This window comes from Streptomyces sp. NPDC101776 (genome assembly GCF_044766845.1).
In the GTDB taxonomy this organism is placed as follows: Bacteria; Actinomycetota; Actinomycetes; order Streptomycetales; family Streptomycetaceae; genus Streptomyces.
Genome location: NZ_JBIWMV010000014.1, coordinates 1 through 20050, shown reverse-complemented (window position 1 = coordinate 20050; position 20050 = coordinate 1). Strand labels below are relative to the sequence as shown.

The following is a 20050-nucleotide window of genomic DNA, read 5'->3' as shown; positions in this document are numbered from 1 at the left end:
CGTTGCTGGTCTCAGCAGGGGTGCGGGTCTGGCCTGGCGGGGACCCAGGCATCGGGTCACACGGCGACGGGACGTCCGGCGGAGTCGTCGAGGACACCCGCGCCGAAGGTGTCGGCCACCCACATGTCGTCGTAGATCGTCTTGACGTAGCGGTCGCCCATGTCCGGGGAGAGCGCCACCACGCGCGAGCCGGTGGGGACCGTGTCGGCAATCGATTCCAGGGCGGCGAGCACCGATCCGGTGGAGCCGCCGAGCGGCAATCCGTGTTCACGGGCCATGCGTCGGCACATGCGTACGGCGTCGCGCTCGTCGACGAGGACCACCTCGTCCACCTGCTCGGGCCGGCACAGTTCGGGACGGCGGCTGGTGCCGAGGCCGGGGATGTGGCGTGGGCCGGGCGGACCGCCGAAGGTGACCGATCCGGCGGTGTCCACCGCGACGATCCTCGTCCAGGGGGAGAACATACGGAAGTGACGCGTGCAGCCCATGAGGGTGCCGGTGGTTCCAGCGCCGACCAGCAGGGTGTCGACATGCCCGATGTTCTTGAGTATCGAGGTGGCGGTCCGCCGCGCATGTGCCTGCGCGTTGGCGGGGTTGGCGTACTGGTTGAGCCACACGAGGTTCGGGTCGGCCTCGGTCATCTCACGGATACGGGCGATACGGGTGCCGAGATAGCCGCCGTTGTGGTCCCTCTGCGTGACCTGGAGGACCTCGGTCCCCAGGGAGCGGATCAGGGCCAGACTGTGCGGGGAGATGTTCGGGTCGGTCACGCAGGTGAAGTCATATCCGCGCGAGGCGGCGATCACGGACAGGGCGATGCCGAGGCTGCCGGAGGAGGACTCGACGATCCGGCCGCCGGGCAGGAGCACGCCCTTGCGTTCGGCGTCCTCCACCATGCCCAGCGCGGACTTGAGCTTTACCGACCCGGCCGGGTTCATCCCTTCCAGCTTCAGGAAGAGGTGACGGTCCGGCAGGAGGCCGTCCAGTTCGAGGAAGACCTCGTCGGTGACGATTTCGCAGGCGTGCTGGTAGATCATCGGTCCTCCTGCAGGCCGGCCGACGACGGACGGGGAGCGTCTTCACCTGATCTGCGCGGGTTCGCCCGGAGGGTGGCAAGGCGGCGCAGGAAGAGGACTTCGGCATGAGCCAGCGAGGCGATCTCGCTCGGGCTCACGCTCTCGTCCGTACCGTGGATCTGCGAGGGCGGGTCCTCGACGCCGCACAGGAGGATCTCCGTGTCCGGATAGAGCGTCCGGAAGACGGAGCAGACGGCGATGGAGCCACCGGCCCCCACGTCGCGGACCGGTACGCCGAAGGCGTCGTGCAGGGCGTCGCGCATCTCGGCATGGGCCTGTCCCCCGGAGTCGGCGAGAAAGGACGGGCCGCTCGTGACCCGCCGGATGTCCAGGTGCGCACCCCAAGGCACCTGCCGACGCAGGTGATCGGCCAGTTCATCATGGACTCGGGACACGTCCGCACCAGGCGGGGTGCGCACACTGACCAGCGCTTTCGCCGAGGGCAGCAACGCGGGAACGGCGTCGTCGAGTTGCGGCGACTGCACGGCGAGCACGGTGATGGCGGACCGGCTCCACAGCCGGTCGGCGATGCTGCCGGTACCGATGAGCGCGACCCCGTCCAGGACGCCGGCATCGGCGCGCAGGTCCGTCTCGGAGTACTCGGCGGCGGCACGGGGTCGCGCCGTCTCACCGGTGCCGGGCCCCGGCACACAGGGTGTCCCCCGACTGTCGTGCAACGTGGCCAGGAGACGGATCAGAGCGGTCATGGCGTCGGGCACGGGGCCGCCGAACTGGCCCGAGTGCAGCGTTTTGGACAGCGTGGAGAGCTCGATCTCCACTACTGCCATGCCTCGCAGGGAGGTGGTGAGGGTGGGGATGCCGGACTCGACGTTCCCGGTGTCGGCGACGACGACCACGTCCGGCGTCGGCAGGTCCGGATGGGCTCGCAGTACTTTCTCGAGGCTGCCGTCGCCGGGCTCCTCACAGCCGTCGACGATGACGGCCAGGTCGACGTCCGGGTAGGGCTCGTGAGGCAGGGCTTCCTGGAGCGCGCGCAGCGCCGTGAGGTGCATGACGATGTTGCCTTTGCAGTCCGCACTCCCCCGGCCGTACCAACGCCCCTCGCGTTCGGTCAGCTCGAACGGGGGTGTACGCCAAGAGCTTTCGTCCTGCGCAGAGACGACGTCGTAGTGCGCGTAGAGCACCACGGACGGTGCACCGGGTGGTCCGGGGCGGCGGGCGTACACCGTCTTGGGGCCCTCATCGGTGGAGAGCAGTCGGGTCTCGGGGAAACCGGCATCCTCGAGCATCGTGGCAATCCGGTCGGCCGCGCGATCGAACTGGTCCGGGGGTGAGATGCCGACGACGGTGCGCAGCGCGACCAGTTCCGCGAGGTCGTCGCGGGCTCTGGGTATCAGGGAGCGCACGGTGTCGGCCGAGCAGGGAGCAGACAAGGTTTCTCCAACATGCGGGGCAGGGGCGAATGCTCAGGCGGTGGTGGGTGTGCCGGGACCTGAACGGGGGCCGGTGCGGCGAGGACCTTGCGGATGGCGTCCTGGCCTGTGCGAAGTGCTTCGACGAGCACGGACTCATCGTCGAGGCCGGCACGTGCCGTGTTGACCAGGTGCGCAGTGGGCCGCATCGGCGACAGATCCTGGGCCCTGATGAACCTGCGGTACCGGTGGTCTACGACAGATACATAGGCACGACGTTGTTCGCCGCAAAGAGCCCGTCAAGTGCGCCGAAGCGGAGGTCCTCGTAGACGGTGTCGGCGTATGGGGAATACACGAGGAAACTCACGGCGCGACCTGCCAGTTCGAGGAATGCGAAATTCCTCTGCGTCACTCGCCGGCTTAAAAGGAGCCTTCCGCAACCATGAGGCGGTAGCGGAGGCAAGAAATGAGGCCCAACGTGAATTCGGGCACGCTCAAGCAGCGCTGCGCGCGATGCGGAACATCCGCATCAGGCAGCGCTACGAACAGGGCCGAGTCGCCATGGCCTCAACCTGGCGAACGTCACATGCGACCTTCGGGCCGCGAACAGCAGTATCGATAAGTTCGTTATTCAACATCACTAACGGTGAAGACATGGAGCTCCCCCTGCAAAGCGGCTCAGAACGGTCGACTGGTTCCGACAGCCGAGTGTTCGTTCGTTTCCAAAAAGAAGATTAGCGCCTGGACCGATCTTCGGGAAGGGCACCCTGCGTCAGGACTCAACCAATTTCCGTAGCCATGCGGATTGTTGGTTATGTCCAGGATAGGGAGCTCGCCGGGTTTTATCGCGGATCGCCCGAGTGGTCTTGGCAACGTTGTCGGCTCCCAGGGTTTTCAGCACGCCGATGGCTGACCTCCCTGATGTGGTGCGAGGGGTTCTCCACTCCCCCGTGCCCACCGATCGTTACGGCCGGCTCGGCCGGGCGGGTCCGGTGGGCGTCGAGGCTGGTGCCGGCGTAGACACTCTCGCGGGTCTCACGCCCGCCGGTCTGCCGGTGACGGCGGTGGACGCGGAGGGCCGGGCGGGCATCAGGAAGGCGATTCCGCGCATCTTGATCGAGCGGGACTCGCGGCGTCCGCGTCCGGCCCCGGACGCGGTGCGCTGGACCGCGATGGACTGCCGGGGCAGGGCGGCGAGTTGGGCGTAGGCGGTGAGCTGATGGGTCTTGATCACGGCGATGCGGTGGGCCCTCTTGGTCTCGGCCGGCCAGGAGACATCCGCCTCGAACGAGTGCAGGGCGCCGAAGGTGACGGCGGTACCGGTCAGGTCCAGCGGTGCCGGCAGCGGACGGAAGCGTGTGGCTTCGTTCGTCCTCGCGCCGGCCGCCACCCGGGCGAGGGGCACGACGGTGCCGTGAGTGACCGCGGAGAGCGGATGCCGGCGCGTCGCGGCGGGACGGGCTGATCCCTTGAGTGCTTTGCCGTCGACAGCGATCGCGCGCGAGGGCCCGGACGCGGAGGACGACGGTGCCTGGGCGGGTCCGGTGGCGGCACGGTGCCGGTCGGAGAGGAGATCCCGAACAGCGGCCCGAGTTGTCGCATGGTCAGGTTCGTGCGGTAGCAGACGGCCACCACCAGGATCCGCCCGGCCGGCGGAAGGCTCCAGGGCCGACCGTGCGAAGTCCCGTTGCCCCCACGATCTCGGACTGCCCTCACCAGCCGGCCGAACTGATCCATCGGCAGCCCGGTGAACGTCTCCACCCGTATCCGCCCGGCCATCAACACCCCAGCCATACAACGGAGATGCTCAGCTCACGGCCTTGCGCAACACCCTTTGGGCCGCCGGCCCCTCCATCGAACCCCGGATCTGCGGGCCGAGGCCCGGCTGAGAGAATGGTTGACATGGCCCAGACACCTGCCGACACCCGCATACCCGCACGCTCGTCCCGCAAGACCGTGCCGACCTGGGCGGTGGTGCTCACGGTGTGCGCGGGACAGTTCCTGGTCGTCCTCGATGTGTCGGTGGTCAACACCGCGCTGCCGTCGATGCGGGCCGACCTGGGGCTCAGCGCGATCGGGCTGCAGTGGGTGGTCAACGCGTACTCGATCGCGTTCGCCGGGTTCATGCTGCTCGGCGGCCGGGCCGGGGATCTGTTCGGGCGCAAGCGGATGTTCCTCGTCGGGCTCTCCCTGTTCACGGCCGCTTCCCTCGGGGGCGGACTCGCCCAGGAGAGCTGGCAACTGCTCGCCGCCCGGGCCGTCCAGGGCCTCGGCGCGGCCGTGCTCGCCCCGTCCACGCTCACCCTGCTCACCTCGGCCGTGTCCGAAGGGGCCGCCCGGGTACGGGTCATCGGGACCTGGACGGCGGTCGGTGCAGGCGGCGGTGCGGTCGGCGGCGCGGTCGGCGGAGTGCTCACCGATCTGTTTTCATGGCGCTGGGTGCTGCTCATCAACGTGCCCGTCGGTGTGCTCGTCCTCGCGGCGGGCGTCCGCTGGCTGACCGAGAGCCGGGGCGACGAGCGGCGGCGGCTCGATCTGCCGGGCGCGCTGCTTGTCACGGCGGGCCTCGCCACACTCGCGTACGGGATCGTGCAGACCGAGGTCGAAGGGTGGACGGCGCCCGCGACGCTCGTGCCGCTCGGCACAGGGGTGCTGCTCATCGTGGCGTTCCTCCTGGTCGAGGCGCGGACCAAGGCTCCGCTGATGCCGCTAGGGCTCTTCCGGGTGCGGTCGGTGGCGGCGGCGAACGCGACGATGATGATCTCCGGCGCGGCCATGTTCGCCATGTGGTTCTTCATGACGGTGTACGCGCAGAACGTGCTCGGCTACTCGCCGGTCCAGGCCGGACTCGCCCTCGTACCGTCGTCGTTGACGGGGGTCGTCGGCTCGAAGCTGGCGCCGCGCCTGATGCCGCTGATCGGGGCGAAGAACGTCACGGTCGTCGGGCTCCTGGTGGCCGCGGCCGGGGTCGGCTGGCAGTCGACGATGACCCCGGACGGCTCGTATGTCACGTCGATCCTGCTGCCGGGCATGCTGATGATGCTCGGTGCGGGCCTGGCCTCGACGCCTCTCTCGTCCCTGGCGACGTCGGGCGCTGCGCCCGGTGACGTGGGTCTGGTGTCCGGCCTTATCAACACGTCGCGCACGATGGGCGGCGCGCTCGGCCTGTCGATCCTGTCGACGGTCGCGGCGGCGCGCACGGCCGGAGCGCCGGGTGCGGCGGCCCTCACGAACGGGTACGCGGCCGCGTTCCGCACGAGTGGGCTGATCCTGCTCGGCGGCGTGGTCCTCGTCCTGCTGTGGATGCCCGGGGCCGACCGGGAACGGTGACTCGTCGGATCGACCGGAGGCGCTGACTCCACCAATCCGTACGGCAGTTACCCGTATGACATGTGTCCCGCCGAAGACCTGACAGTTGATTCTGCCGCCGGGCGCCCCCGCCTCCGTACCGTCGGGGCATGACATCGGCCGTGGAACTCGGCGGGGTCGTCCGGACCTTCGACGACGATCGCGCTCCTCCTCGCCCAGAACGCCACCAGCCGACGCGTCTTCGTCGAGCGACCAAAGGCCCTGGCCGCCTGGCCCCTCGGCTTCCTCACCTTGACGGCCTCGGCCCGGACCGGCCCACGAAGGCTCGACCGTGCCGGGGAATCTCTTCGCGCCCGCTCAGGGCGCGGGCACTGCCCTCGTCCCCAGCTCCCGCTGCCGCAAGTCGCGCTCCTCGGGTGTGGACACCTCAGGGATCCGTACCGCTGTGACAGAACTGGCTCCCCGGTCTGTGATGTCCTCGCCCGGGCATGATCGGCTGACGGACCGCGGAGGTCCATGGCCCCGGGGAGCGGCAGGCACGACCACGCATGACCGATACCGGCCGGGTACCGCTGTGATGCCGAGACCGTCATTGTTCTGGCAGGTCAGCGGTGTTGGACTCACGTCATGAAGAGGCTCAGCAAGAAGGTCGCGGTCATCACCGGCGGCAGTTCGGGTATCGGGCTCGCCACGGCGCAGCGGTTCGTCGAAGAGGGCGCGGTGGTCTATGTGACCGGCCGCAAGCAGCAGGAGCTGGAAGCCGCCGCGGCGAAGGTGGGCGCGATCGCCGTCCAGGGCGACGCGTCGAACCCCGCGGACCTCGACCGGCTGTACGAAACCGTCCGGGGCGACGGCCGTCGGATCGACGTGCTGGTCGCGAACGTCGGGACCGCCGGAGTCGCCAGGCTCGAAGACGTCACCGACGAGCACTTCGACAAGACCTTCACCGTCAACGTCAAGGGCACGCTCAAGACCGTCCAGAAGGCTCTCCCGCTGCTCAACGACGGCGCGTCGATCGTGCTGGTCGGCTCGGTGTCGGGAAGCACGGCGGCGCCGGGGTTCAGCGTCTACGGCGCGTCGAAGGCCGCGATCCGCTCGTTCGCCCGGGGATGGGCACAGGAACTCAAGGGGCGGAACATCCGGGTCAACACGCTGGCACCGGGCACCACGGACACCCCCGGCATCGGAAGCGGAGTCGATGACGACATCAGGCGCGATTTCATGACGAACCTCGCGTCGCAGGTCCCGCTGGGGCGGTGGGGGCGGCCGGAGGAACAGGCCGAGGCGATCCTGTTCCTGGCATCGGCCGAGAGCAGCTACATCACTGGCTTCGAGTTGGTCGTCGACGGCGGCGCCACCCAGCTGGGCGTTTTCGGCTGAGGAGCCCACATCCCGGCCGCCACACCCTCGGCCGTACGCACGAACGCGTCACGCGTCCCGGCCGGGATGCCCTGCCTCCAGGTCAGCACCACCCGTGTCGGTGGCGCATCGACGACGGGAACAGCCACGACGGCGGATCCGATCCGGTCGGTCGCGCTCGCCCCCACCGTCACGATCAGTTCACCTATCGCGACCTTCTCGATGATCTCGTCGAGCACGATCTCCGGCGCCTGCTCCGGCCACAGCGGCCGGAAAAGCTCGTCCTGCACGACATCGGCGACCGAAACAGTCGGTTTCATCGCGAGGGAATGGTCCAGCGGCAACAACGCGACTGTCTGCACCTCGGCGAGCTCGGAGAATTCCAGTCCGCCAAGAGGGACGTGGCCGCACATCAACGCGATGTCCGCCGCACCGTTGCGGACCAGGCCGACCTGGTCCCGGGTGAACAGGACCTCGACCTCGGCCGCACCCGGCCGTCGGCGATAGGCGCGCACCACCTTGGCCAGCAGCCCGGACCCGGTGCCCTGCCGCGCGGCCACCACCAGCCGGTGCGGGCGGACGTTGTGCCGGACGCGCGACACGGCGATGTCCAGCGCAGTCAGCGCTTTCCGGCTTTCGACCAGGAAATCCGCACCGGCCGACGTGAGAACGACCCGCCGGCTGTTGCGCGTGAACAGTTGAACGCCCATCCGGCGTTCCAGCCTGCCGATCGCCCTGGACAACGGTGGCTGCGTGATACCGAGGCGTTCCGCGGCCCGCCCGAAGTGCAGTTCCTCGGCGACCGCGACGAAGTATTCGAGCTCGCGTGTTTCCGGTCGTTCCATGCCCACAGTCACCCATCAGTTGCCCGAGGAGAAGTTCGCCGAGAGCCGCATCAGCTTCCCCGGTCCGGTCCGGCATCAGGACCCTCAGCATTGGCCGCGGCGTTCCATCCGCAGGAAGAGAACCAGGCCCCCTCGTCATACCTGCCGATGCGGTCAGCAGGGCAGTGCGCACTGGTCCGACGTGAGATCGACCAGCGCGCGGCACGTCAGGAGCCCGATGCCCCGCCGACGGCGGACGGAGTCAGTGGCAAACAAACAAGTGGGCTCGCCGCTCCGCCTGACGCTACTCCAATCGGAACGCCTTATCCATATCTTCCTGTCACCGATACGACGCAGGGACACAGAGCGGTCGGCCGACACCCTGGAAGCCGCACGCCGCGCGAGGAGAGCCCGGATGACGCCCGCAGCAACAGCACCCACCAGGCTCACACGGAATGAGGAAACGCCGCTCAAGCGCAGATCACGGCGAACGCGGCGCGGGATCGAGCATCACAAGACGGCTCCAGCCCCGAGTCAGTTGTCACCCGCATCCGGCTCCGTCTCCGGCGCTGCAGCAGCCGGACCAGCGCGGAGCATGGCCCGGTACAGGGCGTCGTGCTCGGGCGAGGCAGGCAGAGGGCCACGGGCCGGGGTCTCGAAAGACTGGACCAGCAGAGCGACAACGCGGCGCCAGGCGTCGGGGGCGGCGTCGCCGGTCGCGTTGACGACACCGGCGTTGGCCATATGCAGCAACACCAGGTCCGAGGAGTCGAAGTCCTCGCGCAGCCTGCCCGTCGCCTTGGCGCGGCTGATGAGCTCCACCATGTCCCCGTAGGCCTCGTTGCGGCGCCGCTCCAGGGCCTTGGCGGTGGGGAAGGTCGTGATCAGGACGTCCGCGAAGCCGCTGTCGGCGGCCTGCATCGCGCAGGCGGTCTCGATGTAGCCGACGAACCCGTTCCAGGGGTCGGGGTCGTCCAGCGCGACGGCGACCGCGTCGGCGTAGGCGTCCATGCGGTCGATGAAGACGGCGTCGACCAGCTCCTCCTTCGTGGGGAAGCGGCGGAACATGGTGGCGATCCCCACCCCCGCCTCGCGGGCCACGGAGGCCATCGAGGCACCCAGACCGTCACGCGCGAACACCTTGCGGGCGGCGGCGGCGATCCGCTCCCGATTGCGCTCGGCGTCGCTGCGCAGGGGCTGGGCGGCGGGGCCGTCGGGATGCTGGGTGGCAGGGGTCATACCAGGGAGTCTAGCAATCGGATTGCCCTATCCATTTTTGGTGGTACGGTGGCACCAGCGAACCGGTAAGGCCTATCCGGATCGAGATACGGATAGGCCTCTCCAAATATTTGCTTCCTTCGACCAGCTTTTTGAAAGGATCGCTGTGACCAGCATCGCCATCATCGGAGCCGGCCCCCAGTTGGGCCTTGCCATCGCCCGGACCTTCGGCGCCCAGGGCCTGGACGTCGCCCTGATCTCCCGCAACCGCGAGAACCTCGACGGTCTCGTCGGCAAGCTCACCGCCGAGGGCATCACCGCCGCCGCCTTCCCCGCCGACGTCCTCGACCGCGACTCCCTCACCCAGGCCCTCGAGGACGCCGCCGCGAAGTTTGGCGGCATCGACGTCCTGGAGTACTCCCCGGTCGCGGCCCTGACCACAACGATGGTCACCCCCGCCGAGGCAGAGCCGGCCCACGTGCAGCACGAGATCGAGTTCCAGCTCTACGGTGCCATCGCCGCCACCAAGGCGGTGCTGCCGGCGATGCGGGAGGCCGGCGCGGGCACGCTGCTCTACACCACCGGCGCGGGCTCCATCGATCCCGTGCCGCAGGTCGGCAACGTCAACGCGGCCGCCGCAGCTCTGCGCAACTGGGCGATCAACCTCCACAAGGAGCTGGACGGCACCGGCGTCCAGGCCGCCCACATCGGCATCGACGTGTCGATCGGCACGCCGGCCGTCCCCGGCTTCCCGACCGCCCAGCCCGAGGAGATCTCCCCCGTCTACTGGGACCTGCACACCACCAGGCGCGACCAGGCCGAACTCGTCTTCAGCCTCTGAGACCACACCGGGGCTCCGCCCTCCCCTTCTTCCTCGGAGCCGGATCGCGCCATCGCGCTTCACGCTGCGGCGGCGCGGTCCGAAAGAGAGTTCCCACCGCGTTCACGCCTCCCGACGCCTGCGGTGGGGGTGTATGCCTCCGCTGGTGTGCTGATCGGCGTCATCAAGCGCACCGACGTCCTCGGGCTGCACCGCCCGAGGACATCTCCGTCCACGCTGTGCCGCCCGTCCTCGCGTCCATCGCGCTGGGGCTGGTCCGGGTTCCATCGATCGCGTGAGGCGCTCCGACCTCGACAGGTGAAGACCCTGGTCACCGTCCGACAGCTGGCCCCGCCGCGTCGGCGCACTCAACGACCGCCAGTACCGCGACACCGGGTCCCACGAGATCGCCCGTCACAGCGCCACCGGATCCTCGCCCGACCTCGCCAAGGAGGCTTCATGACCTACGCGTACGACCCCGAGATCACACCCTGGCTCGACCTGTTCCCCAACGGACCGTTCGCCGACGTCCATGAGCTGCGCGCCATGGGTGAGGCAGCGGTCCGGGGCGGCCTGCCGGTCTACGAGCCGGACATCCCCATCGGCATCCACGACGCTTCCGTTCCCGGGCCCGACGGCGCACCCGACGTGATGGTCCGGGTCTACGCGCCCGCCGAGCGTGACGGCCTGCTGCCCGGTCTGCTGTTCCTCCACGGCGGTGGGTTCATCATGGGCAGCGTCGAGCAGTTCGACGCCACCGCCACCCGCATCGCCGCGGAGGTCGGCACGGTCGTGGTCTCCGTCGGTTACCGGCTCGCCCCCGAACACCCCTTCCCCGCCGGGCTGGAGGACTGCTACGCCGCACTGGCGTGGACCGCGAAGTCGGCGAGCGAACTGGGCATCGACCCCGACCGCCTCGGCATCGCCGGGGAGAGCGCGGGAGGCGGCCTCGCCGCCGCGGTGACTCTCCTCGCCCGCGACCGCGGCGGGCCCCCGCTGTGCTTCCAGTACCTGGGCGTCCCCGAACTCGACGACCGCCTCCAGACACCGTCGATGCGCACCTACGACGACGTACCGCTGTGGAACAGCCGTGCAACACAGGCCAGTTGGGACTGCTACCTCGGTGAGGGACGCCGGGCCGCCACCGACGTCTCCCCCTACGCCGCACCCGCCCGCGCCCAGGACCTGTCCGCACTGCCTCCCGCGTTCATCTCCGCCTGCCAGTACGACCCGTTCCGCGACGAGGACATCGACTACGCCCAGCGCCTCGCACACGCCGACGTCCCCACCGAACTCGCCCTCTACCCAGGAGTCCTGCACGGAGGCCTCACCCCGGAGTCCGCGGTAGGCAGACGCGTACTCGCCGACATGCTCGCCGCGCTGCGCCGAGGCCTGGGCACACAAGGCAGTTGACGAACACCCTGCCGGGATGGAGACGGCATCGGCGACGGTGACGACTGAGTCGGTCTTGCCCGCAGGGTCGGCCGGCGCCCGCCGAGGAGAGTTCCGCGGTCCGGCGGCCCCACCGCGCCACAGCGCTGGGCTCCGCACATCAGCGGCGGACCGCCGGTACGCCGCTGATGGGGAGATGCTCATCTCGGCTCGGCCTGCGCGACGGACGACCCGCGGGGACATGATCGACCGGCGGCAGCCTGCCGTGAACGATCAGCCGGACGTCACCTCGGCACACGCAGACCTCCGCGCGGTGCAGTACGTCCAGCTCTACCCCACCGGACGTCCTCGCCATGATCAAGCCCGGCGAATGTCAACGACACTCGTGATCACTATGCCTGGGCGGCGGGGGGTGGGTTGTCGTGGATCACGAAGCCGTACTCCTCCAGGAGGCTGTGCGCGGTGTCGCTGCGAGTGTCGGCGGCCCCGGCCTCATGGAAGAAGCCTTCGATGGCTCCGGGGTTGATGACGCAGAGGAGTTCCGCGGTCGAGGTGATGGCCTGGTAGGTGTGGGGGACCGATCGGGGACCGAAGACGAAGGCGCCGGGCTCGGCCTCGTGCACGTCGCACTCGTCGAGCGAGGTCGATCCGGTCCAGAACCGGACGCGGCCGGACAGGATGATCCAGCTCTCGTCCTCTCGGGCGTGGGTGTGCAGGGGCGGCGCCTGACCGGGGCGCACGACGGCACGCGACACCGTGATCAGTCCGCCCGTCTCGGCGCTCGTCACCACCTGCTCGATCTCGTTGTCGTAGTAGCGGAAGTTGTTGCCGTCGCCTGGATTCCGCACGAGGGCACTGCTCATGTGAGGTCCTCCTCACGACGCGAGGCCGCAGGTCGTCGGCCCCTCGTCGAAGTCGAAAGGTGGCTGGTGCGTCGATCGTCGCGTCCGCAGAAACGCCCCGCGACGCGCCGCTCATCGCTCGGTCAGGCGTCCTGGGTCTGCGGTCCGACGAACTGCATGTCCAGGTTGATCTTGACGACCTGACCGAGGAGTCCGGGGAAGAAGTCCAACCCGAAGTCGTCGCGCCGGATCTCGCCCGACGCCTCGAAGCCGGAGTGCTTCCTCTGATCCAGAGGGGAGTCCACCACCCCGCCGAACTCGACGGCGAGCGTGACCGGGCGGGTGATGTCCCCGATGGTCAGGTCCCCCGCCAACGTCCAGTCCTCGCCCTCCCCGGAGATCCGCGTCGAGCGGAACGTCATCGTCGGACGCTTCTCCACGTCCAGCAGCTCGGCCGAGCGGGTGTGCGCGTCGCGGTCGGCGTTCCCGGTGTCGACGGAGGCCAGGGCGATCTCGGAGGTCACCCGCACGGCGTCGAGGGTCTCACCGACGTACAGCCCGGCCGTGAACTCGGTGAACCGGCCGCGCACCTTGGTGATCCCGAGGTGGCGGACGGTGAAGCCGACCGATGAATGGTGAGGGTCGAGCTCCCAGTCGCCGGGCGTGAGCGGCAGCACGGTGTCGGACGCGGTGGTGGACGTGGCAGCGATGTTGGGGGAGGTGTCATTGCTCATGGCCCCATCGTGCGGGCCCCGTGGTGAGACAGGGAGTCCGGGCGAAGAGTGGTAGTGGCACGGCCACCCTCCGCGACAGCACACGTTGTACGTTCGACAGGTGATGGACAACGAGCTGGGTACCTTCCTGCGCACCCGCCGCGAGGCCGTGACCCCCGCGGAGGTGGGCCTGCCCGCGGGCCTTCGCCGCCGCACGCCGGGGCTGCGCCGTGCCGAGCTCGCCACCCTCGCCGGCATCAGCGTCGAATACCTCACCCGGCTCGAACAGGGCCGTGACCGCAACCCCTCGCCCAAGGTCCTCAGCTCCCTCGGCGACGTCCTGCGCCTGTCGGTGGCGGACCGCCTCCTGTTCACCCGACTGGCCAAGGAACACAGCGCGGGCAAAGAGCTCTGTCAGTCGGACTCCGCACCGCCGCTGCGCACGGTGCGCGCCACCCTCCGGGCGCTCCTCGATCAGTTGGAACCCGCCCCCGCCGTCGTGCTCAACTGGGTGGGGGACATCGTGGCCCGCACCCAGGGCTACGAGCGGTATGCCCGCCCGCTCGGCCTGCTCGACGGCGAGCCACCGAACATGGTGCGCTACCTGTTCACCGATGGCCGGGCTCGTGATGTGTTCCCCGGATGGGACAGGCTGGCCGACGAGCAGGTCGCCCATCTCCGCAACGAGGCGCCGCCGCACGACCCCCACGTGGCCGCCCTGGCCCAGGAGCTGACGAGGACGGCGGGAGCCCCGTTCAGCGACCGTTTCGCGGCCATACCCGCCATGCCCTCACGGTTCGGGACCCAACTCGTCGAACACCCCGAGGCGGGCCGGCTGCGCCTGTCGTACGAGACACTCGCGCTCCCGGACGAGGGCCAGCGCCTGGTGGTGCACCTGCCGGCCGACCAAGCCACGGCCACCGCGCTCGACCGTCTCAACGGCCGCAGGCCAGGGGCGCTGCGAGCGGTGAGCGGCTGACCCGGGCGGTCCCGCTGCCTACGGTCGCCGCCGGCCGCGGCCTGCCGACAGCGCCCGGCATAGCGGCTGGGCGTCATCCGTATCGTGCACCCGGTCGTCGGCACGCCCGAGTTCGACCACCACACGCCGACCGTGCCCGCACGTCCCGATCGCTCACTGCTCAGCTACCTGCCGCGGCCCGGTTCACCGACGGCCGAGGCCCTCGGGATGCTGCTGAGCTGGGTTGCCGATCGCCCCGACGTGGTCGGCAAAGATGTTCGCCCCGCAGCAGAGGAGCCGACGGGAAGGCGAACTCGACGTCGGTCCGCTACCGGTCGAGAAGGAGCCGGCCGCACTGGCAGCTCGGCCGGACTCCGCGCGATGTCCTGCGAAGGCTCTGAGCGCGTGACGCGTCCCGTGTCCGGTGGTGATCCGCCGCCGGTGGCCGCGGCTCTTCGTCCCAACGGGAGGATGCCCGTCGGCGGGAACCGCCATGGCCGTTCCCGCCGACGAGACACGACGACACCGCGGGGGTGATCAGTCGGAGGCTGGGGCGAGGATCGTGTCGACCACTCGGTGGGCGATCTTCCAGTGCCCGTTGTCGAGCCGGTAGTGGTCGTTCAGTTCGACGATGTGTCCGGCGTTCGCGGCCGGATAGAGGGCGGGACCCTCGTCGACGGGGGTGGGGCCGCCGTAGGCGAGCAGGGAGACGGTGGCCTGGGCGGTCCCGTCCGCGATGGTGTGGAAGTGCTGGTTGGTGACGAGGTGCCGGACCGTCACCTCAGGACCGGAACGAGCGTCGAGCACCTCTCGGATCTCGACATGACCGCGCAGCTTGAGTCCACGGACCTCGTACAGGGCGTCGGGGGCGAACAGTTCGAGCAGCTCGTCGTACTCGCGACGGTCGTAGTGGTGGAAGAAGGCCGTGTTCAGCCGAGCCAGTGACCAGGCCGCGGCCTCTTCGGGAGTCACGCCTTCCGCTCTTTCGGGGTGATGGTGGCCGGGCTGGTGCGGGTCTTGAGGACGAAGTCGAACTCCATGCTCCGGTAGGGGCCCTGGAACCCGTGTCCGGCCATGTCCTCGGGGTCCTCGGGGTCCTCGTGCAGGGTGGTGTCCGCCTGCAGGGCGGGGTGGGCGATCTTCGAGCCGACGAAGTCGACCGGGATGACGGGGTCGCCCTTGAAGTAGATCTCGCCGAACCAGGGGGTGACCAGCTCAGGGTGGTGGACCTCGTAGTGGATGTGGGCCGGACGGTAGAGGCTGCGGCCGAGGGTCGCGGCGGCCTCGACCACCCTGTCGACCGCCATGGTGGCGGCATCGGCGTAGGCGACGGGGGTGATGGTGGTGAAGGTGTAGCGGCCGTCGGCATCGGTGAACAGGTGCCCGCGCAGGTTGTACTTGGGCACTCCGTCGTCCCACAGACCGGAGTAGTTGCCGTTGTTGGCCGCGTGGTAGATCTCCAGCTTGGCGCCCGCGAGCGGCTGACCGTGGCCGTCCACGACGCGGCCGGACACGACCAGCGGGATACCGGGCTCGTCCGCCCGCATCGGCAGGGTGCCGGGGTTGTCGACACGCGGGGAGCCGGGGATGACGGTGGGGCTCTTGACGTCCTCGGAGGGGGTGTAGCCGTCCCGGCCGCCCTGGAAGAGCTCGCCGTACAGGGGCATGGCGGCCAGCGACAGGGGGACGCCGGTGGCCTTCTGCATCTGCTGCAATGCGTCGGTGACGGCGTTGAGGTCCTCGAAGGTCAGTCCTTCCTCGTCGCGGAGGCGGGCCAGGGCGTCCTTGAACGCCTCGACGAGACGTACCGCGCGGGGGTTGATCAGTGCCGGGTCGACGTAGGACGGATCGGTGGTCGTGGTCATTCCGGTCTGCTCCTTCATGGTGGGGGGATCACTGTGGGCGGGCATCAACTGCGCCGGTCGTGAGGAGAGTTGGAGGGGCACGAGTGCGGAAGCCGGCGGTGACGGTCTGCACGCCGCGGTCTCTTCGGGTGTCGGGGCGGGTTCCCCGCGGACGGCGAGGGCGCCTTGGGTTGCGAGGAGTTCGACGGTTCAACGGCTCGACGGCCGTAGGCCATGGGCGCACCGCAGGCCCGCAGGCGCCTCACCCACTGACCGGGGCCGCCGAGCCGTCGTATGACGGAGATCGGGAGACGGCAGGTGGACACCGCGTCGGGGACGGCTCCGGCTCATGGTTTGGCCAGTTCGGCGCGGAGTTGGGGGAGCACTTTCGTGCCGAGGAGTTCGATGCCGCGCAGGAAGTCGCGCTGCGGCATGCCGCCGACGTCCATCTGCAGGATCTGGCGGGTGTGGCCGAGCAGCCCGTGCAGGTGGAGGACGCGGTCGGCGATCTCGTCGGGGCCGCCGACGAAGACCATGCCGTCGGGGCCGTAGTTGGCGGCGCGGTCGGCGCGTGAGGGGGCGGGGCGGCCCAGTTCGGCCATTCCCTCGGCCATCATGCGGTGCTCGTACTCCAGGTACGTGGACCGGGCCTGGGTGTCGGACTCGGCTACGAACCCGTGCACGGCGACCGCGATGTCGGCCTGCTCGGCGGGGTGGCCGGCCTGGGCCCAGGCGGCGCGGTAGGCGTGCCCGTAGCGCGCCCAGTGCTCGGGGGTGCCGCCGAGGACGCCGAGGAACATCGGCAGCCCCAACGCAACGGCTCGGCCCACCGAGTGGGGGCTGCCGCCGGTGCCCAGCCAGATCTTCAGCGGCTCCTCGGGGCGGGGGAAGACGGTGGCGTCCCACAGCGGCCGCTTGCGGTGCGGGCCGTGCCAGGTGACGTTCTCGCCGGCGTTGACCGCCATCAGCAGGTCGAGTTTGGAGGCGTACAGCATGTCGTAGTCGTGCTCGTCGCGGTCGAACAGCGGGAACGTGATCGTCGACGATCCGCGTCCGGCGACCAGTTCGACGCGTCCGGGAGCGAGGGACCCGGCGGTCGCGAGCTGCTGGAAGACCCGGATCGGGTCGTCGGTCGACAGGACGGTGACCGCGGTGCCGAGCTTGATCCGGTGAGTGACGGCCGCGGCGGCGTTGACGACGGAGGTGGGCGAGGACAGCGGCATCACCCGCATGTGGTGCTCGCCGACCCCGAAGAAGTCGAGTCCCACCTCGTCGGCGAGCTTGATGGCCTCCAGCACGTCGCGGAGCGCCTGGGCGGTGGGGCCTCGGCTGCCGTCGGGCAGACGCGGGGTGTTGCCGAAGGAGTAGACGCCGATTTCGAAAGGCATATCTGTTCTCGGCCTCAGTTGCTGATGGCGGGCATGGCCCGCCGGTAGCGGGTGTCGGTGAGCTGGGAGACGAGGAACGCGGCGATGTCGGCGCGGCTCATGGCGGAGCCGACCTTGTCGTGGCCGAGAAACCCGGAGCGGATGCGGCCGGTGGCGGACTTGTCGGTGGGGTTGGTGATGCGGGCGATGGTGTAATCGAGGCCCGAACCGGTGACGGCCTCGGTCATGCCCCTCAGTTCGGCCAGCGCGTTGGGGAACATCAGCCCGGCCGCGACGGGCAGCACCTTGTGCTTCCAGTGCGGCTTGTCCTGCGGGTCGGCCAGTGAAGGCGTGGCCAGGCCGACGAAACGGGTGATCTTCCGCGCCTCCATGACCTGCGCGATGGTGCGGGTTCCGTCGGTCACCTGGGTGCCGGTCGTAGAACGCTTCAGGGAGGGGCCGAGCGCGCTGATCACCGCGTCGGCGCCGCTGACGGCCTGCTCGACGGCAGCACGGTCGGACAACTGCCCGGTGACGACCCTGAAGTGGGCGTGGGTGAGAGTGAGCTTGGCGGGATTGCGGACCAGGGCGGTGACCTGGTGGCCGTCGTCCAGCAGTTTCTGAACAACCAGGCGGCCGATGGCGCCGCTCGCGCCGAAGACGGTGACACGCATCAGGGGGTTCCTCGCGGTGGCGGTCGGACGGGGCAGTCAGACACGGCAGTCAGACACGGCGGTCAGACATCGGGGTCAGACACGGGTCAGAAGCTGTACGGGCCGAAGCGTCCCCAGGCCACCAGGGCGGCCAGGATCAGCAGGACGGCATTGAAGGCGATCGCGCTCGGTTCCTTGCGGCGGGCGTGGGTGATCGCGGCCAGCACCATCACCACGACCAGGCCGCTCGCGGCCAGCGGGGTCAGCACGGGGGCGATGTCGGTGGCACCGGGCAGGATCAGTCCAAGAGCCGCCGCGAACTCGACGATGCCGATGAAGCGGACGGTGCCCTGCGAGAAGTCGGCCGTCCAGGGCAACTGGCCGACCAGCTTCTCCTTGGGCTGGATGGACTTCATGACGCCGGCCATGGCGAACATGGCGGCCAGCACGGCCTGGACTATCCACAAGAAGACGTTCACGTACGGATTCCTTGGGAGAAGGGGACGAGATGGGAGGGAGCGGGTGCCACCTGCCGGGAGCGGGGTGGAGTGGGCCGGCCGGTCAGGCCTTGAAGACGGCCTCGGAGCGGTCGCGGTTTTCGTGCAGGTCCCAGTACAGGGGGGCGATCTCCTCGGCCGAGGCCGTCGGGAAGCCCTCCGGGCCGCCGTCGCCGATCCAGACGTTGATCGCCACATGCGCGACGTGCACGCCGCTGCCGGCCAGCTCCTTGCCCAGGTTGATGACCCAGTTGCGCAGGGCCGCGCCGGCGGCGTTGACGTTGCCGAGCATGGGGATCGGGTCCACCGAACCGCCGCCGCTGGTGAACAGCAGGGTGCCGGCGCCGGCCTCGCGCATCGCGGGGAGCACCGCGCGGGCGGCGGCGACGGCGCCGTAGAAGACGTACTCGATCTGCGGCTGCAGATCGTCCACGGTGGCCTCCGAGGGGGCGACCAGGGTGAGGCCGGGCACCGGGGAGTGCGCGGCCGGCGAGTACTCCAGTACGTCGATGCCGCCGAAACGGGCCTTGACGGCGTCCAGGGCGGCGGTCAGGGAGGGCCGGTCCAGGACGTCGGCGGTGAACGCCTCGGCGGTGATGCCTTCCTGGCCGAGCCGGCCGACCAGCGTCTGGAGCTTCTCCTTGGTACGGGAGATCAGGGCGACGTCGAAGCCGCGGCTGCCGAAGGTGCGGGCGATGGCCAGGCCCATACCGGGGCCGGCGCCGACGATGGCAATGGTGGGCATGGTCGTTCCTCTTCCGTCGGCGTGGGTCAGGAGCAGGAGACGGCGATCTTGCCCGGGGTACTGGCTCCGAAGGCGGCGAACGCCTCCGTGGCCTGCTCCAGCGGGTAGGTGGCGGTGACCGGCACACGCAGTGCGCCAGAGGCGACCTGCTCGGCCAGGGAGGTCAGGATCCGGACGTCGGGGTTGGCCATGATCGTGTGGACGGTGACGTCCTGCCCCTTGACGTCGTCCTGGGTCAGCCCGGTGGCGGACGCGAGCTGTCCGCCTGGCCGCAGCAGAGCGGCCAGCGCCGCGCCGTCGCCCGCCAGGTGCAGCAACGCGTCCACACCCTCCGGGGCGATCGCGCGGACCTGCCCCTCCAGGTCACCGGTGAAGTCGACCACGTGGATCTCCGCGTCGGTCAGGCCGGTGACGAAGTCGGTCTGCGCGCCGGGGCGTGCGGTGGCGATCACCCTCGCGCCACGGGCGGCGGCGAGCTGCACCGCAAGCGCACCCACCCCGCCGGAGGCACCGGAGATCAGCAGCGTGTCGCCCTCGCCCAGGGCCACCGCGTCCAGGCTCACCACGGCAGTGACACCGGCCACGCCGAGCGCGCCCGCGTCCCCCGACGTCACGCCCGCGGGGATGCGGGCGACTCCGTGTCCGGCGGCCACGGTGACGTACTGCGCCAGCGCCCCGGCGCCCAGGTACGGCTTCGTCACGACACCGAAGACCGCGTCGCCGACCGTGAAGCCCTCCACGCCCTCGCCGAGCTCCTCGACGGTGCCCGCGAAGTCCTGGCCGAGGACCAGCGGGAACCGGTGCTCCATAAACGCCTGCGTGAAGCCGGCGGCGGTGGCGAGGTCGATGCCGTTCAACGAGGCGGCGGCCACCTTGACCAGCAGTTCCCCGGCCTCCGGGCGAGGAGTGTCCACCTCGGTCACGGCCGGGGCCGAGGGAACGGATTCGAGTGTGACAGCGCGCATGAGGTGAGTCGGCGGCGGGAATCTCACCCACCGCCGCTCTCAGAACCGTGCGTGAACCTCGCGACTCACACGGCTCCCATTGTTGAACCAGTGGG

At 69.7% G+C, this 20050-nt stretch carries 21 protein-coding genes and 1 pseudogene; 6 read left to right on the top strand and 16 right to left on the bottom strand.

What is annotated here, in order from left to right; genetic code table 11:
• Positions 1-56: 56 nt before the first annotated feature.
• From sbnA to ACIRRY_RS33690, 5 genes and pseudogenes are all read right to left on the bottom strand, one after another.
• Positions 57-1037 carry a 2,3-diaminopropionate biosynthesis protein SbnA gene (gene sbnA, locus ACIRRY_RS33710; protein WP_403980292.1) on the bottom strand — a complete coding sequence of 327 codons (981 nt, stop codon included), beginning with the start codon at positions 1035-1037 and terminating at the stop codon, positions 57-59.
• Positions 1034-2470 carry a M20/M25/M40 family metallo-hydrolase gene (locus ACIRRY_RS33705; protein WP_403980290.1) on the bottom strand — a complete coding sequence of 479 codons (1437 nt, stop codon included), beginning with the start codon at positions 2468-2470 and terminating at the stop codon, positions 1034-1036. The genes sbnA and ACIRRY_RS33705 overlap by 4 nt, the downstream gene beginning before the upstream one ends.
• The gene (locus ACIRRY_RS33700) at positions 2431-2682 is read right to left on the bottom strand and encodes an NAD(P)-dependent oxidoreductase (protein WP_403980863.1); all 252 of its coding nucleotides are present in this window, start codon (positions 2680-2682) and stop codon (positions 2431-2433) included. The genes ACIRRY_RS33705 and ACIRRY_RS33700 overlap by 40 nt, the downstream gene beginning before the upstream one ends.
• A gap of 731 nt (positions 2683-3413) precedes the next feature.
• Positions 3414-3854: a transposase gene (locus tag ACIRRY_RS33695; RefSeq protein WP_403980895.1), complete on the bottom strand. Its 441-nt coding sequence runs from the start codon at positions 3852-3854 to the stop codon at positions 3414-3416.
• Between the two features lie 155 nt (positions 3855-4009).
• Positions 4010-4243 (bottom strand): annotated as a pseudogene (locus ACIRRY_RS33690) (transposase family protein); the annotation flags it as partial.
• A 108-nt stretch (positions 4244-4351) separates the two neighbouring features.
• On the opposite strand from ACIRRY_RS33690, the gene ACIRRY_RS33685 reads away from it, so the two are divergent.
• Both ACIRRY_RS33685 and ACIRRY_RS33680 read left to right on the top strand, forming a co-directional pair.
• Positions 4352-5779, top strand: coding sequence for an MFS transporter (locus ACIRRY_RS33685; RefSeq protein ID WP_403980287.1), 1428 nt, complete (start codon positions 4352-4354; stop codon positions 5777-5779).
• A 606-nt stretch (positions 5780-6385) separates the two neighbouring features.
• Positions 6386-7138 carry an SDR family NAD(P)-dependent oxidoreductase gene (locus ACIRRY_RS33680; RefSeq protein ID WP_403980285.1) on the top strand — a complete coding sequence of 251 codons (753 nt, stop codon included), beginning with the start codon at positions 6386-6388 and terminating at the stop codon, positions 7136-7138.
• Here ACIRRY_RS33680 and ACIRRY_RS33675 read toward each other — a convergent pair.
• On the bottom strand, positions 7075-7962 hold the full coding sequence (locus ACIRRY_RS33675; RefSeq protein WP_403980283.1) for a LysR family transcriptional regulator: 888 nt from the start codon (positions 7960-7962) through the stop codon (positions 7075-7077). The two genes, ACIRRY_RS33680 and ACIRRY_RS33675, sit on opposite strands and share 64 nt — an antisense overlap.
• A 513-nt stretch (positions 7963-8475) precedes the next feature.
• The gene (locus tag ACIRRY_RS33670; RefSeq protein WP_403980280.1) at positions 8476-9180 is read right to left on the bottom strand and encodes a TetR/AcrR family transcriptional regulator; all 705 of its coding nucleotides are present in this window, start codon (positions 9178-9180) and stop codon (positions 8476-8478) included.
• Positions 9181-9325: 145 nt separating this feature from the next.
• Here ACIRRY_RS33670 and ACIRRY_RS33665 point away from each other — a divergent pair, with 145 nt between their 5' ends.
• A complete protein-coding gene (locus ACIRRY_RS33665; RefSeq protein WP_403980277.1) occupies positions 9326-10000 on the top strand; it encodes an SDR family NAD(P)-dependent oxidoreductase in 675 nt (224 codons plus the stop codon).
• 438 nt (positions 10001-10438) lie between these two features.
• A complete protein-coding gene (locus ACIRRY_RS33660) occupies positions 10439-11392 on the top strand; it encodes an alpha/beta hydrolase (RefSeq protein WP_403980273.1) in 954 nt (317 codons plus the stop codon).
• A 371-nt stretch (positions 11393-11763) separates the two neighbouring features.
• Here the strand turns inward: ACIRRY_RS33660 and ACIRRY_RS33655 are convergent, their stop codons facing one another.
• Together ACIRRY_RS33655 and ACIRRY_RS33650 are read right to left on the bottom strand one after the other, a co-directional pair.
• Positions 11764-12234 (bottom strand): cupin domain-containing protein, encoded by a 471-nt coding sequence (locus ACIRRY_RS33655; protein WP_403980270.1) that lies wholly within the window; start codon positions 12232-12234, stop codon positions 11764-11766.
• A 122-nt stretch (positions 12235-12356) separates the two neighbouring features.
• The gene (locus ACIRRY_RS33650) at positions 12357-12947 is read right to left on the bottom strand and encodes a YceI family protein (protein ID WP_403980267.1); all 591 of its coding nucleotides are present in this window, start codon (positions 12945-12947) and stop codon (positions 12357-12359) included.
• A gap of 100 nt (positions 12948-13047) precedes the next feature.
• Here ACIRRY_RS33650 and ACIRRY_RS33645 point away from each other — a divergent pair, with 100 nt between their 5' ends.
• Together ACIRRY_RS33645 and ACIRRY_RS33640 are read left to right on the top strand one after the other, a co-directional pair.
• Positions 13048-13905, top strand: a complete 858-nt coding sequence (locus tag ACIRRY_RS33645; protein ID WP_403980264.1) for a helix-turn-helix domain-containing protein — start codon at positions 13048-13050, stop codon at positions 13903-13905.
• Positions 13906-13971: 66 nt separating this feature from the next.
• Entirely contained in the window at positions 13972-14421 is a 450-nt protein-coding gene (locus ACIRRY_RS33640) for a hypothetical protein (protein WP_403980861.1), read from the top strand.
• On the opposite strand, the gene ACIRRY_RS33635 is transcribed toward ACIRRY_RS33640, so the two are convergent.
• The 7 genes from ACIRRY_RS33635 to ACIRRY_RS33605 form a co-directional block, all read right to left on the bottom strand.
• Positions 14422-14856, bottom strand: a complete 435-nt coding sequence (locus ACIRRY_RS33635) for a nuclear transport factor 2 family protein (RefSeq protein WP_403980261.1) — start codon at positions 14854-14856, stop codon at positions 14422-14424. It lies immediately after the preceding gene.
• Positions 14853-15749, bottom strand: a complete 897-nt coding sequence (locus tag ACIRRY_RS33630) for a hypothetical protein (RefSeq protein ID WP_403980259.1) — start codon at positions 15747-15749, stop codon at positions 14853-14855. Before ACIRRY_RS33630 ends, ACIRRY_RS33635 begins: the two co-directional genes overlap by 4 nt.
• 326 nt (positions 15750-16075) lie before the next feature.
• Positions 16076-17116, bottom strand: coding sequence for an LLM class flavin-dependent oxidoreductase (locus ACIRRY_RS33625; protein WP_403980257.1), 1041 nt, complete (start codon positions 17114-17116; stop codon positions 16076-16078).
• Between the two features lie 14 nt (positions 17117-17130).
• Entirely contained in the window at positions 17131-17769 is a 639-nt protein-coding gene (locus ACIRRY_RS33620) for an NAD(P)-dependent oxidoreductase (protein WP_403980255.1), read from the bottom strand.
• An 86-nt stretch (positions 17770-17855) separates the two neighbouring features.
• A complete protein-coding gene (locus ACIRRY_RS33615; RefSeq protein WP_403980252.1) occupies positions 17856-18227 on the bottom strand; it encodes a DoxX family protein in 372 nt (123 codons plus the stop codon).
• 82 nt (positions 18228-18309) lie between these two features.
• Positions 18310-18990, bottom strand: coding sequence for an SDR family NAD(P)-dependent oxidoreductase (locus tag ACIRRY_RS33610; protein WP_403980250.1), 681 nt, complete (start codon positions 18988-18990; stop codon positions 18310-18312).
• A gap of 26 nt (positions 18991-19016) precedes the next feature.
• Complete coding sequence (locus ACIRRY_RS33605; RefSeq protein ID WP_403980247.1) at positions 19017-19955, bottom strand: NADP-dependent oxidoreductase; 939 nt, start codon at positions 19953-19955, stop codon at positions 19017-19019.
• Positions 19956-20050 lie beyond the last annotated feature (95 nt).